Source organism: Streptomyces sp. NPDC021096 (assembly GCF_040641275.1).
Taxonomy (GTDB): domain Bacteria; phylum Actinomycetota; class Actinomycetes; order Streptomycetales; family Streptomycetaceae; genus Streptomyces.
Window position 1 is genome coordinate 95,516 of the sequence record NZ_JBFADG010000010.1, and the last position, 12,228, is coordinate 107,743.

The 12,228-nt window shown below is 69.3% G+C and carries 15 protein-coding genes; 6 read left to right on the forward strand and 9 right to left on the reverse strand.

Annotated features, from left to right (window positions below; genetic code table 11):
- The first annotated feature begins 29 nt into the window (after window positions 1-29).
- Complete coding sequence (locus AB0G59_RS16330) at window positions 30-821, forward strand: MerR family transcriptional regulator (protein ID WP_360912033.1); 792 nt, start codon at window positions 30-32, stop codon at window positions 819-821.
- Here the strand turns inward: AB0G59_RS16330 and AB0G59_RS16335 are convergent.
- The 4 genes from AB0G59_RS16335 to AB0G59_RS16350 form a co-directional block, all read right to left on the reverse strand.
- The gene (locus AB0G59_RS16335) at window positions 748-2,706 is read right to left on the reverse strand and encodes a hypothetical protein (protein WP_360912035.1); all 1,959 of its coding nucleotides are present in this window, start codon (window positions 2,704-2,706) and stop codon (window positions 748-750) included. The two genes, AB0G59_RS16330 and AB0G59_RS16335, sit on opposite strands and share 74 nt — an antisense overlap.
- A 115-nt stretch (window positions 2,707-2,821) precedes the next feature.
- Complete coding sequence (locus AB0G59_RS16340; protein WP_360912037.1) at window positions 2,822-3,670, reverse strand: helix-turn-helix transcriptional regulator; 849 nt, start codon at window positions 3,668-3,670, stop codon at window positions 2,822-2,824.
- 27 nt (window positions 3,671-3,697) lie between these two features.
- Complete coding sequence (locus tag AB0G59_RS16345) at window positions 3,698-4,225, reverse strand: DUF6879 family protein (RefSeq protein WP_360912039.1); 528 nt, start codon at window positions 4,223-4,225, stop codon at window positions 3,698-3,700.
- On the reverse strand, window positions 4,197-4,439 hold the full coding sequence (locus AB0G59_RS16350) for a hypothetical protein (protein WP_360912041.1): 243 nt from the start codon (window positions 4,437-4,439) through the stop codon (window positions 4,197-4,199). The genes AB0G59_RS16345 and AB0G59_RS16350 overlap by 29 nt, the downstream gene beginning before the upstream one ends.
- 197 nt (window positions 4,440-4,636) lie before the next feature.
- On the opposite strand from AB0G59_RS16350, the gene AB0G59_RS16355 reads away from it, so the two are divergent.
- Window positions 4,637-4,783, forward strand: coding sequence for a hypothetical protein (locus AB0G59_RS16355; protein ID WP_360912044.1), 147 nt, complete (start codon window positions 4,637-4,639; stop codon window positions 4,781-4,783).
- Window positions 4,780-4,965 carry a hypothetical protein gene (locus AB0G59_RS16360; RefSeq protein ID WP_360912047.1) on the forward strand — a complete coding sequence of 62 codons (186 nt, stop codon included), beginning with the start codon at window positions 4,780-4,782 and terminating at the stop codon, window positions 4,963-4,965. The genes AB0G59_RS16355 and AB0G59_RS16360 overlap by 4 nt, the downstream gene beginning before the upstream one ends.
- Here AB0G59_RS16360 and AB0G59_RS16365 read toward each other — a convergent pair.
- Window positions 4,962-5,186 carry a GntR family transcriptional regulator gene (locus tag AB0G59_RS16365; protein WP_360912209.1) on the reverse strand — a complete coding sequence of 75 codons (225 nt, stop codon included), beginning with the start codon at window positions 5,184-5,186 and terminating at the stop codon, window positions 4,962-4,964. The genes AB0G59_RS16360 and AB0G59_RS16365 overlap by 4 nt on opposite strands.
- Window positions 5,187-5,737: 551 nt before the next feature.
- Between AB0G59_RS16365 and AB0G59_RS16370 the strand changes: the two genes are divergently transcribed.
- Window positions 5,738-5,953, forward strand: coding sequence for a hypothetical protein (locus tag AB0G59_RS16370; RefSeq protein ID WP_360912049.1), 216 nt, complete (start codon window positions 5,738-5,740; stop codon window positions 5,951-5,953).
- 23 nt (window positions 5,954-5,976) lie between these two features.
- Here the strand turns inward: AB0G59_RS16370 and AB0G59_RS16375 are convergent, their stop codons facing one another.
- Window positions 5,977-6,483, reverse strand: a complete 507-nt coding sequence (locus tag AB0G59_RS16375; RefSeq protein WP_360912051.1) for a carboxymuconolactone decarboxylase family protein — start codon at window positions 6,481-6,483, stop codon at window positions 5,977-5,979.
- A gap of 216 nt (window positions 6,484-6,699) precedes the next feature.
- Between AB0G59_RS16375 and AB0G59_RS16380 the strand changes: the two genes are divergently transcribed.
- Window positions 6,700-7,521 (forward strand): lipase family protein, encoded by an 822-nt coding sequence (locus AB0G59_RS16380; RefSeq protein ID WP_360912053.1) that lies wholly within the window; start codon window positions 6,700-6,702, stop codon window positions 7,519-7,521.
- 37 nt (window positions 7,522-7,558) lie between these two features.
- On the opposite strand, the gene AB0G59_RS16385 is transcribed toward AB0G59_RS16380, so the two are convergent.
- Window positions 7,559-8,152 carry a hypothetical protein gene (locus AB0G59_RS16385; RefSeq protein ID WP_360912055.1) on the reverse strand — a complete coding sequence of 198 codons (594 nt, stop codon included), beginning with the start codon at window positions 8,150-8,152 and terminating at the stop codon, window positions 7,559-7,561.
- 326 nt (window positions 8,153-8,478) lie between these two features.
- Window positions 8,479-9,021: a dihydrofolate reductase family protein gene (locus AB0G59_RS16390; protein ID WP_360912058.1), complete on the reverse strand. Its 543-nt coding sequence runs from the start codon at window positions 9,019-9,021 to the stop codon at window positions 8,479-8,481.
- Window positions 9,022-9,195: 174 nt separating this feature from the next.
- Between AB0G59_RS16390 and AB0G59_RS16395 the strand changes: the two genes are divergently transcribed.
- Window positions 9,196-9,876: a GDSL-type esterase/lipase family protein gene (locus AB0G59_RS16395; protein ID WP_360912060.1), complete on the forward strand. Its 681-nt coding sequence runs from the start codon at window positions 9,196-9,198 to the stop codon at window positions 9,874-9,876.
- A 24-nt stretch (window positions 9,877-9,900) separates the two neighbouring features.
- Here the strand turns inward: AB0G59_RS16395 and AB0G59_RS16400 are convergent, their stop codons facing one another.
- Window positions 9,901-12,168, reverse strand: a complete 2,268-nt coding sequence (locus AB0G59_RS16400) for an MMPL family transporter (RefSeq protein ID WP_360912062.1) — start codon at window positions 12,166-12,168, stop codon at window positions 9,901-9,903.
- Window positions 12,169-12,228 lie beyond the last annotated feature (60 nt).

A 12,228-nucleotide genomic window follows, 5' to 3' on the forward strand; every position in this document is an offset into this window, starting at 1 on the left:
CCACGTTGCCCGAAGACCCGAGGAGCACGGTGCTCACGATCGGCCAGCTGGCGGCAACCGCCGGCGTGACCGTGCGCACCGTCCGCCACTACCACCACGTCGGCCTGCTGCCCGAGCCGGAGCGCGACGCCTCCGGCTACCGCCGCTACGGTGCGCAGGCGGCGGTGGACCTCATCCGGATCCGGACCCTCGCCGACGCCGGGGTGCCACTGGCCCGTATCGACGCGCTGCTGCACGCACAGCCGACGGAATTCGCCGCGGCCATCACCGACATCGACGCCGAGTTGCAGCGCAAGATCGACCAGCTCGCCGAATACCGCAGGAGGGTTGCCGAACTGGCGGGCGGTGAAGGTCTTTTCCTGCCTCCCGAGGTGGTCGCCATCCTGAACCGGATGCGCGGTCTCGGGGTCAGCGAGCGGAGGGTACGACTCGAGCGCGACGCGTGGATCCTGATGCAGGCACTGGACCCGCAGGTCATGCCGCAGCGGATACGGGACAAGAACGCCGGCCTCGACGACCCGGAGACGACGCGCCTTTATCTCGCCTGCGATCAATCAGTCGACTGGGACCCGGACGATCCACGCCTGGACCGGCTCATCGCCGACCTGGACGCGTGGGAGATCGAACACGAACGGGACGGCGACCGGCCGGGATACCTGAAACTGGTCTCTTCCCGGATCGCCGAGGCCTCTCCGGCCTGGCAACGCATCGTCGACGCGCTCGACCACCGGGCCAGGCAGCGCAAACCTAGTCCAAGCGCTGGTAGGTCAGGCACCGATCGAATCTCTCAGAACACATCTGCACCGTGTCCTGATCGATGACCTCGAGGGTCACGTTGTACACCAGGTAGCGGCATGTGCCACCCGTCCCCGGGACCACCTGGACGAGCAGGCCCGTGTAAGTGGATCCGTTGCCCCTGATGACGGCTTCCGTAGGATCCGTCTTCGGCTCGTTCCCAAGCTCCTGCTCGCATGTCCCGGCGTCGATGCCGTGGCTTCCCTCCTGCGTCCCGGTCGCCCGGTACTCATCCGAACCGGCGGGTTCCAGGAGCAGACGCCTTTGTACGCGGCCCTCGCCTTGGGCATAGGTACCGGCGACCGACGCAGGAGGAGAGGAGGACGTATCTCCACCTCCGGACGTACCACCGGATGAGCCGTCTCCGCCCGAGAGGAGAGTGCCGATACCGATAGCCGCGGCGAGAGCGGCAGCGGCACATGCCGCGGCAACGACCCACGCCCGCGTACGGCGTGGTGGCACACGTCGCTGTGTGGGCGGGGGCGGGGGTTGGGCGGCCGCAGGCCACAGTTGTGCGAGGTTGTGCCGGGCGACCGCCGATCCGGCCTCGTCGCCGATGCTGTCCCACAGGTCGCGGGCCCTTTCGAAGCAGTCCCGCGCGGCGTCGAGTCGGTCGTCGCAGAAGGCGAACAGCCCTTGCTGATTGGTGAAGAGCGCTTCGGACGCCTGGTCGCCGACCTCCCTGGCCGCCTCGAACCCCTCGGTGAGAACGTGGTTCCAGGCTTCCCAACGGCCCTTCAGGGCCAGAATCGGCTGGATTGCACGCACCAGGCTGATCACACCCCTCCACTCGCGGCGCTCGGCCACGAAGGCGATCACGGACAGGGTCGCCGTGACGACGTCCTCGGCCTCCTCGCTGTCCGGGTCGCAGGCGACCAGCCAACTGCCGAGTTCGCGGACGGCATGAGACAGGTCGAGGTACGCGAACAGGGTCGGCCGGTAGCTGTCAGCCCGGCACACCGGCAATCCGAACCGGTCGTCGCGCTGCTCGGCGAGACCACGTCGGCGCATCTTCCGCAGAGCCTCGACGGCACCGTCGACATCGCTCATCACCGTCAGGAGATCACCGGGAACCAACGCGCCTGCCGTAAGTGCCAGAACAGCCAGCACGCGGCGTTCGTGTTCGGCGAGCGCGTCGAGGGCGAGCCGGTCCAGGGTTCGCGGGTCACGCCGGACGTACTCGGTGAGCTCAGCGAACGTGCATTCACCCTCGCGGACGAGGGCAGCGCCCTGTCTGAGCCGCAGGGGCCGCCCTTCCACAGCCTCCACGAACCGGGACACGGCCCACTGTTCGGGCCCGGTGAGTTCGGCCAAGGGCTTGCCCAGTTCGCGCGCCACCAGGTCCCAGGCCGCAGCGTCGGACAGGCCGGGCAGGCTCCGCGACCCCCCGTGGCGCCCGAGAACCGGGTGGGGGGTACCGAGCACGAACGCACAGCCGGGAAGATCGTCGATCAGCGGCCCCACTTGCTCGAAGCCACCTGTCGCGTCGTCGAGCAACACCACGGCCTTCACCCCGGCGAGCGCCCCGGCCCACTGCTCCGGGGTGGGCACCACGGGACGGTCGCATGCGTAGAACACGGCGAAAACGCGTCGGAGCAGGTCCCTCGCATCGTCATCACCGGCACGCAGGAAGACAGCCGGGAGACCCGGCCCGCCAGGATCAGCGGCTACGCCCTGCAGGAAGGTCGTTTTGCCGAATCCGCAAGGCGCGTGGAACTCAATGGGACGCCGGGCCACCACCGCGCTGCGCGCGTCCTGAAACTGTTCCTCACGCCCCAGAAGCAAGGGCGGCGGGCGCACTGCGAGGCCGCTGCGCGGAACGAATTCCGGGGCAGGCGTCGTGGGCGGCACCCTGCTGATCCGACCGCCGGTATCGCCGGGCAGCTCGATCTCAAGATTTCCGTAGCGCACATTTCGCGCACGTCGCATAGGGACCGCCTGCCAGTGCCAGCCGGGTGGATCGTCGCGACCACGTCGCCCCCTTTCGACACTGAGTCCCCCGGTGCCGCATGTCAAACGGGTGCCCTCAGCAGTTGAGTGCGTCGATGGCCCCAGTCATGAGCCCCCTCGCTCGGGCCCCGTGCACGGCCATCTTCTGCAGCTCTGAGAAAGCTTTCACGTAGAGAGCCACCTCTCCTGGCGCCGTTACCGTGACCTGCGCACTCAGGGTCTCCACTGCGGCCTCCTCGGCATCGAAGATGTTGAACGTCTCCAACGGCCACAGCGTGCGCGGGGCAGCGAATGGGATGACGCCCAGGGATACGGAGGGCAAGGACATGACCGCGAGGAGATGCCCGAGTTGGCCGGCCATGACTTCGGCGTTGCCGATCCGGAACCGCAGCACTGACTCCTCGACCAGCATGGAGAAGCGCCGATCGCCGCCTCTTATTACGTGCGACCTGGCCAGTCGGGCAGCCACGGCTTCGGATACATCGTCGGGTGTCTCACGGAATGTCGCGACAGTCTTGAGGAGGGCTGTCGCATAGCCCTCGGTCTGGAGAAAGCCAGGCACGACGGTGTTGCAGTAGACCTGGAATGACCGGGTGCGCTCGTACAGCGGCACATAGCTCTCTTGCAGCCGCCGAAGGCCGGTGCGGTGCAGTCGTTTCCACTGGATGTACAAGGACCCGGCTGCTCGACTGGCTGCGATGAGATCGGGCGCCTGGTCGTCAGCCTTGCAGGCCGCACACCAGGCCCGGATGTCCGCGTCCGAGGGGGCGGTTTTCGAGTTCTCGATACGGGATGTCTTGGCCGGGTGCCAGCCACACAGCGCCGCCAGGTCGCGCCCGTGCAGGCCGGCGTCCAGTCGAAGGTCCCTGAGCCGCGCAGCGAGAGCTTCACGGGCGGCCTGGGCGCTTGAGGACGGCGAGGGCATGACTTCGGTGGCTCTGTGCGGCTGGTCTTAGGCCGCCGTGTACTTTTCGTGGGGTACGGCGCGGTCCCAGACCGCCTCGAAGGCGTCTGCGCACATCCGCGCAACGGCTGGGGCGTAGGTCGTCCAGGCGCCGGCGGAGGCACCGTCTCCGGTGAAGTGGTTGAACTGCACCACGCGTCCGTCGAAGATCCAGTAATCGTTCCCGGGCAAGGCCAGCTCGGAGGCGTTGCGACGAGGAAGCCACCGGACTTGTTCGCCTGCGAGGACGTTCACAGCGGTACCCGCATGCTCATACCGGATGTACTCGGAGACCGGCTCGGAGACGACGCGTGCCCTGCGTACGATGACGCCGCGGGCAACGGTCTGCTTGATCAGATCGACCCATGGCGCCCAGTAGTCCGACGCAGGGTCGACGTCCCGCTCACCTGTCGCCCGCCAACGTTCGAAGTCCGATGCCTCGCTCGTCACGCCGTACGAGTCCCTCATTTCCAGGTGGAAAGCGGACTCCTGCGCCGCTGCGAGTAGCTCAGCGAAGCGGGGCGCGTTCTGCGGCATCCACGGCCTCCTTGATCATTTGCGCCATGCGTGCGGGCAGCCGGACGACTGCCTCCGTGTCAGGAATCGACCCTGTCTCCAGGCACTTCTCGAGGAGCTCCTCCCCAGCCTTCCGTCCCTGGAACACGAACTCTTCGCGATCATCGTCGTACCAGACGGTGGGGCACTCGTTGTGGCCGGTGTTCGGGTCGATGCCGATGAACCGTAGCGCCATGGCGATCTCCCATGTCAGCGGATTGCGGCTGGTTGCACAGGCTTCCCTGGTCGGGCCCCGACGTCAAGGCCGTGTACCTACAGGGGAATTGGTCTGCAATCCATTGCAATCGGCTGGACCCCCGCCTTCGGGAGCTGGGACCGTCATGGAACTCGATCGACAACCATCGAGCACGTCGAGCACACACCGGAGCGAAAATGGGTAAGAAGGACTTCGAGAACGCCGGGGAGCCCTGGGATCCGAACGCCAACCAGGAACAGGCGACCGACCCCGACACTCGCGTCTCCCAGAACGGTGACATGTACAGCTCCGAGGCTGACGACAAGGACCGCGAAGGCAAATGAAGCGTGGCGAGGACCTGATCCAGGATCTCAAGGAGAAGGGCTTCATGCGTTGCGAGACCACGCCGGACGGTAAGGCGGTGGTCATGCGCAAGCAGGACAAGTGGACGGTCGTCCCCCTCCGGTGGCTCAACGACGAAGCAGTGGACGTCATCAAGGCTCAGGCCGGAATCCGCCTCGTCTAGCGCCGGGCGACGAACGAGCCCATGCCATGCGTGGTGACGATCAGGCCCTCTTCGCGCAGGGCTGCGGTCACCTTGCGCACGGTTACGCGTGCGACACCGAACTCCTGCTCCAAGCGCGTCTCGGAGATCAGGTGGTTCGGCGGGTACTCACCCGTGGCGATGCGTTGCCTGATGACGTCGGCAATCTGTGTCCACTTGGGGCGCGTCGGGTCGAAATCCATCACATGGTGACTGTAAGTATCGATAGCTACTCGAACATAGTAGCTGACCTCACCATTCACCTATAGACATCTGTATCTGAACGGCTCTATTGTGGCGCTCACCACAAGACCCCCGCGACCGTCCGACCGGTCCGGGGGCATGGCCACCAGCCCAGCCAAGGAGCTGATGACGTGAACGAGCGTATCGCCCGACTCCTCGCGTGGACGAGAGCGCGGTTCGTGAAGACCGCGCCCCCTCCCCGGCCCACGCCACTGCGTCCACCCCAACCCGCCGTCATCTCCCTGCCGCACAGCGGGGCCATTTGGGCGTCGTCCTCCCAACTCCCCCCACCGCAATGCACCTGCCCCGCCCCACCCGGCACCTACGTCGTCGACATGCGACTCGACCGACTCGGCCAAGTCGTCGGCCACGGAGGCCCAAAGCTTGAGCTCCGGCCGCCCGCCGGCGGCCCGCCATGGGCGGCCGAAGCCGACACCGTGCGGGTCGCCACCGATGCGGAGCGGCTCAGCGCCAAGGTGCGGGCGGTCAACGCGCGTGGCAGGTGGGGCAAATGAGCGTGCCGCACGTCGAGCCCGGGACCGTCGCCGTGGATACGTTCAGCGGTGGCGTCGGCACCGTGACCGAATCGGTCGACGGCCTGGTCCGGCTCCAGCACCCCAACGGCTTCAGCTGGCAGGCGTATGCCACCAACCTCCGGCCGCCCGAGCCGGTGGAACGGCGCCGGTTCGCCACCGCTGAACGTACCTACGGGCCCCTGACCCCCTGACGTCGAGCCTTACCCGGGCGGTGTCAGTTCCACGGCTCGGTGAACGACCGCCCGGGGACGGGCTTGGCGATGAGGGCGATCGGGATGAAGAAGTTGACCTGCCCGATCGCGATCATCAGCGTGGCGAGCGCCTTGGGGTCGTAGTGCTCGGCCACCTCGGCGTAGAGCGCATCGGAGACCCTCTCGCCGTGGGCGGACGGCTGGAGCACGGCCTCCACCAGAGCCAGCGCGGCGCGCTCGGCGCCGGTGAAGTACGGCGCGTCCTGCCAGGACGACACCGCCGTGATCCGCTCCTCCGACTCCCCAGCCTTGCGCAGGAAACCGGTGTGCAGAACGGTCAGGTAGGTGTTGCCCACGATCTGGCCGGCGCGCAGCTGCAGCAGGCTGATCGTGGTCCGCGGCACCGAGTGGTTGCCGGTCGCCTTGAACAGCGCCGCCGACACCTCCGCCACCTCGGGGACGAGCTGCGCGGGGTCCTCCACCATCCGCGGACCCATCGCAACCTCTGCAGTGATCGAACGTGCTTCCATCGTCGTCTCCCATCGGGCTCTCACGTTGCTTTCACTGCCCTGACGGATGGCGTCGAAGGAATGTGACCGATGGGCGACGCGAGTTTCGCGGGGACGGCCCGGGTGTACTGGCGGCCCGGTCACCCGCGCGGGTTAATGAGTTCTTTGGGCCGGGCGTCTTCCGGCTAAGTCTGTGGTGCGTACCCGTGTCACCCGCCAGCGAGAGGGAGTCCTGCCGTGCCCGTACCCGCCACGATCGACCACAGCGTCCGCACCTACAGCCTGGCCCACGCCTACTGGCTGGCCCGGGCCTCCGACCTGGCCTACAAGGACGAGGCCACCATCGAGAAGCAGGCCCACGACTGGGGGTTCGACCGGGTACGGCACCACCGGACGCGGTTCACCCCGCCGTTCCCCCTGGAAGACACCCAGGCGTACACGATGGCCAGCGACCGGATGGTCATCACGGCCTTCCGCGGCACCGAGCCGGCCCAGATCCGGGACTGGCTCTCGGACGCCACCACCCCGCCCTGGCCGGGCCCGGCGAAGACGGGCTACGTCCACTACGGCTTCGCGCAGGCCCTGGAGTCGATCTTCCCGACGGTGAAGGACACGCTGGAGGAATTCCGGACGAACGGGCAGAGCCTGTGGTTCACCGGTCACAGCCTGGGCGGCGCGCTGGCCATGCTCGCCGGGGCCCGCCTCTATCTGGAGGACCCGCGCCAACTCGCGGATGGTATCTACACTTTCGGCCAGCCCCGCACCTGCGACCGGCTGCTCGCCGCCGCCTACGACAAGGGCTTCAAACAGCGGATGGTCCGCTTCGTGAACAACAACGACATCGTGCCCCAGATGCCACCGGAGCCGGCCTTCACCCACGTCGAGGCCCTGCGGTACATCGACTCCGCCGGCAAGATCCGCGAGTCGATGTCGTTCTCCGCCGGCCTGGTGGACCGGGCGAAGGGCCTCACGGCCGACGCGTTCGCCCCTGCCAGCGATGGCATGAAGGACCACTTCATCCGCAAATACATCGCCGCGCTGGAGAAGAACCTCGCCTGACCGGCCCGCCACGCCGAGGGTGACTCAAGGACAGGCCTCAGCGCCTGTCCTTGAGGGTGTAACCGCCCGCGATGACCGCCGAGTCGGCAGCCGGTGCCATGCACGGGGTGAGCGGCGGCTTCTTCTCCTCCTTCAGGGCGGCCCCCGACAGCCCGATGCGTGCCGGCCCGCCGCCCTTGCCCGGCTCCGGGACGTAGAAGCTGACGCCCATGCGGACGTGCTCGTCGAGCATGGTCACCCAGGGGTGGCCGGGACTGGTCCGCTCCAGGGTGCCGGTCACCGTTGCCGTGGGGCCGCCGGTGGTGAGGCAGTCGACCTTGAAGTCGCCCCAGTAGTCGCGGACTTTGCCGTCCGGGCCGGCCTGCTTGTGGGAGATGCGGAACGTTCCCCAGGACTTGAGGGGCTTGTTGCCCCGGGCGAAGGTGCTGTGGGCATCGACCGAGACCCTGACGTCCTCGTCGGCCCTGGGGTAGTCCATTCTGGCCTTGCCCTGGATGGATGACTGGGTCGTCCTCTCCGCGGCGGGAGGGGGCGGCGGCGTGGTGGTGTCCGCCACCGCGACACCCGCCGGGATCGTCAGCGCGGTCGCGACGGCTATGACGGCGGCGACGCGAAGCGACTTCTTCTGCACGGCTGTTCTCCGATCGGAAGCGGCGTGGTCTGCTCCACGATCATGGCCACCGGACCGGCCCCCGGGCGTCCCCCGCCCGCACGAAAACCGCCCGCCGTCCGGCCGGTTCCGACGGCCCGCCCTGCCCCCCTCCGGTCGTACCCCGCCTCCCCCGCGCGGGTACCGGCCCCAGTCCCAGGCACCGCCCCCTCCCGCGGGAGTGCCGGTCCCCCCGGCCCGGCTCCCCCGCTCTCCCCCCTCGGTCCCCTGGGGGCGGCCCCCCAGCCGCCCCCAGCCCCCCTCGGCCCCCGGCCGTTCCCCCTCGGCCGGCCCCCCTCGGGCCCCGACTACTCGCCGCTCGGGCGGTAGTCGAGTATCAGCGCGCCGGAGTCGAACGTCTTCGTCCCCGCCAGCGTCCACCGCGACATCTGCGTGCCCTCCGGGAAGAGCCGCTTGCCCTCGCCGACCACGACCGGGTGGATCCACAGCTTCAGCTCGTCCACGAGGCCCTCGGTCACGAGCGAGCGGATCAGGGCGCCGCTGCCGTAGACGAGGATGTCGCGCTCGTACCGCTCCTTGAGGGCCGCGACCTCCTCGGCCAGGTCCCCCTTGACCAGGGTCGCGTTCCACTCCGTCGTCTCCAGCGTGGTGCTGACGACGTGCTTGGGCATCGAGTTCATCCGGTCGGCGAAGCCGTCCTCGTCCGTCATGCCCGGCCACGCCTGGACGAAGCCCTCGTACGTCTCGCGGCCCAGCAGCAGCGCGTCGGAGGCGAACAGCCGCTCGTGCTGGTACGCGCCGTGCTCCTCCGTGAAATACGGGCCGGTCCAGGCCGGGTTCTCCATGACCCCGTCCAGCGACAGATAGACCAGTGCGACGATCTTGCTCATTACGAACCCCCCAAGGCACAAGGACATGACGGCACAACGGCAGACGCCCCATGAGCGGCGTTCCCGCGACCTGTTGATCAACCTAGGGCACCCCACTGACAACGCCCCCGCCCCTCACTCCACGTGGCCACCGTCACGTACCCCGACGCCGACACGACCTGGGAAGATGGGGGTATGCGGATCATGTTCGTCGGCGACTCGATGACTGTCGGTAGCGCAGGCGACTACACATGGCGCTACCGCATGTGGCAGCACCTCAACGCCTCCTACGGCGGGCCCTACAAGATCGTCGGGCCGCGCCGGGAGCTCTACGACCCCGCCGCCGGCGCCGCCGGGTCGCTCGACTACGGCGACCCGGGCTTCCCCGAGCGCTCCCGCGGGCACCTGGCCGGCTGGGGCGAGGGGTGGCTGCACATGGCGCCGCTCATCGGGGACGCCGTGCGCCAGGGCAAGGCGGACACGCTGCTGATCTCCCTCGGCCTCATAGACCTCGGCTTCTACACCGACGCGGAGCAGACGGCCGCCAACGTCCGGCTCTTCTTCGCGGAGGCCCGCGAGGCCAATCCCCGGCTGCGGGCCGTGCTGATGCCGGTGATCCCCAACATCCGCGCCTTCACCGAGCCCTCCTTCGCCGCCGAGTGCGAGCGCTTCAACGAGCTGCTGGGCAAGGCCGTGGCCGACCTCGACGAACCCGCCTCGCCGCTGCTGCTCGCCTCCCACCCGGAGGACTGGGACATCGACCGCGACACCTACGACGGCACGCACCCCAGCCCGGAGGGCGAGCACCGCATCGCCGCCGCCTTCGCCGACGCGATGCATCAGGCGTGGGACGTGGGCGCCCCGTACACCCCCTGAGCCCGCCCCCGCCGCCCCCGCCCCTCACTCCCGCGTCCCCTCGGCGTCCACGTTCGGCAGCAGCCGTTCCAGCCAGGCCGGCGTCCACCAGGCGGACCGGCCGAGCAGCGTCATCACCGCCGGCACCAGCAGCAGCCGTACGACCGTGGCGTCGACGAGCACGCTCACGGCCAGGCCCACGGCGAGCATCTTCACCACGATGTTGTCGCTGACGATGAAGGCGGCGAAGACGCTGACCATGATGAGGGCCGCGCAGGTGATGACCCGGGCCGTGATCTCCAGGGCGTGCGCGACGCTGTCCTTCGCGTTCCCCGTGCGCAGCCACGCCTCGTGGATGCGGGAGAGCAGGAAGATCTCGTAGTCCATGCTCAGCCCGAAGACGATGGCGAACATCATCATCGGCACATAGCTCTCGATCGGGACGGTGCCCGCCACGCCCAGGGCCGGGCCGCCCCAGCCCCACTGGAAGACGGCGACGACCACGCCGTAGGAGGCGCCGATGGACAGCACGTTGAGGGCCGCCGCCTTGAGGGCCACCAGGATGCCGTGGAAGACGACGAGGACGATGAGGAAGGCCAGGGCGACGACGGCGGCGATGATCAGGGGGAGGCGCGCGGCGAGGATGTCGACGAAGTCGACCTGGGTGGCGGTCGTGCCGGTCACGTAGCCGTGGGCGGCGGTGCCGGACACGGCCTGGGGCAGCGTGTCGTCCTTCAGGCGGTTCACCAGGTCGGTCGTCGACGCGTCCTGCGGCGCGGCCGCGGAGAACGCGGTGGCGACGAGCACGTCGCCGTCCGGCGTCGGCTTGGGCGGGGTGACGGTGGCGGCCCCGGGCACGTTCGTCAGGGCCTTGGTGACCTTGTCGGCCAGCGCGGGCCGGTCGGCGGCAGGCACCCGGCTCTGGTCGACGACGACGGTCAGCGGTCCGTTGGCGCCCGGGCCGAAGGCCTGCGAGACCAGGTCGTACGCACGGCGGTCGGTGAAGCTCTCGGGGTCGGCGCCGTCCCCGATGTGGCCGAGCCGGATGGACAGCAGCGGGACGGTGAGAACGGCGATCGTGACGACGCCGGCGGCCAGGAACCACCAGGGCCGGCGCTCGACCCGGCGCGCGTAGCGGTGCCAGGTGCCCTGCGCGGAGCCGCCCCCGCCTTCCGCGGAGCCGCCGTCGCCTTCCGCGACGGGGGTGCGGACGCGCAGCGCGTCGATGCGTGAGCCGACGAGGCCGAGCAGGGCGGGTACGAGCGTGAGCGCGGCCAGAACGGCGGAGACGACCGTCGTGGCGGCCGCCACGCCCAGCTTGCCGATGAACGAGACGCCGGAGACCCACAGCCCCATCAGGGCGACGATGACGGTGCATCCGGAGACCAGGACGGCACGGCCGCTGGTGGCCATGGCGCGGCCCGCGCTCTGCGCCGGGTCCATGCCGTCCATGACGTGCTGGCGGTGCCGGGTCAGCAGGAACAGGGCGTAGTCGATGCCCACGCCCAGCCCGATCATCGTGGCCAGCGTCGGCGAGACGGTGGCGAAGGTGAAGGCCGCGGCGAGGAGGGCCAGGACGCTCAGGCCGATGGCGACGCCGGCGAGCGCGGTCACCAGCGGCAGGGCGGCGGCGATGACGCTGCCGAAACCGATCAGCAGGACCAGGATCGCCACCCCGAAGCCGATGAGCTCGCTGAGGCGGTCGTCCGGCTTGGGCCGGGCGAGCTCGCCCAGCGGCCCGCCGTACTCCACCTGCACCCCCGCCGTACGCAGCGGCTGTACGGCGCGGTCGACGCCGTCGAGGTACGAGGCCCCGAGCGTCGAGGGCGGGGTGTCGAACCGCACGGTGATGTAGGCGGTCTTCCCGTCGTCGGACAGCGGTCCGGTGTTCGGGCCGCCCGTGGGCTTCACGGGCGTGCCGGGCGGCGGCAGGGGGTTCTGGGCGGACAGTACGTGCGGCAGCTTCCGCAGGTCGGTGACCGTCTGGCCGACCTGGCCGCCGAAGCCAGTCAGCGGCTTGGAGGCGTCGTGGAGGACCACTTGCCCGCTGTAGCCGCCGGCCGCCGGATCGTGGGCCTTGAGGACGTCGGCGCCTTCCTGCGACGGGGTGGAAGGCAGCGCGAAGTTGTCGGAGTACTTTCCGCCGAACGCCCGCTCGAGAGCCTGCGCGCCGCCCAGGGCGACGAGCCACAGCACGATGACGACGACGAAGTGCCGGGCACACCAGTGCCCCGTCCGCCCCAGCAGTCCCGCCGGGGGCGCCGGTGAGCGGCGCGGTCCGGCGTCCGGCGGGACAGGGCGCTGGGGTGTCACACCGTCATTGGATGCCGGACGCCCCGCCTCGGCACGCCCCCGCGGGGGAACGGGTGAACG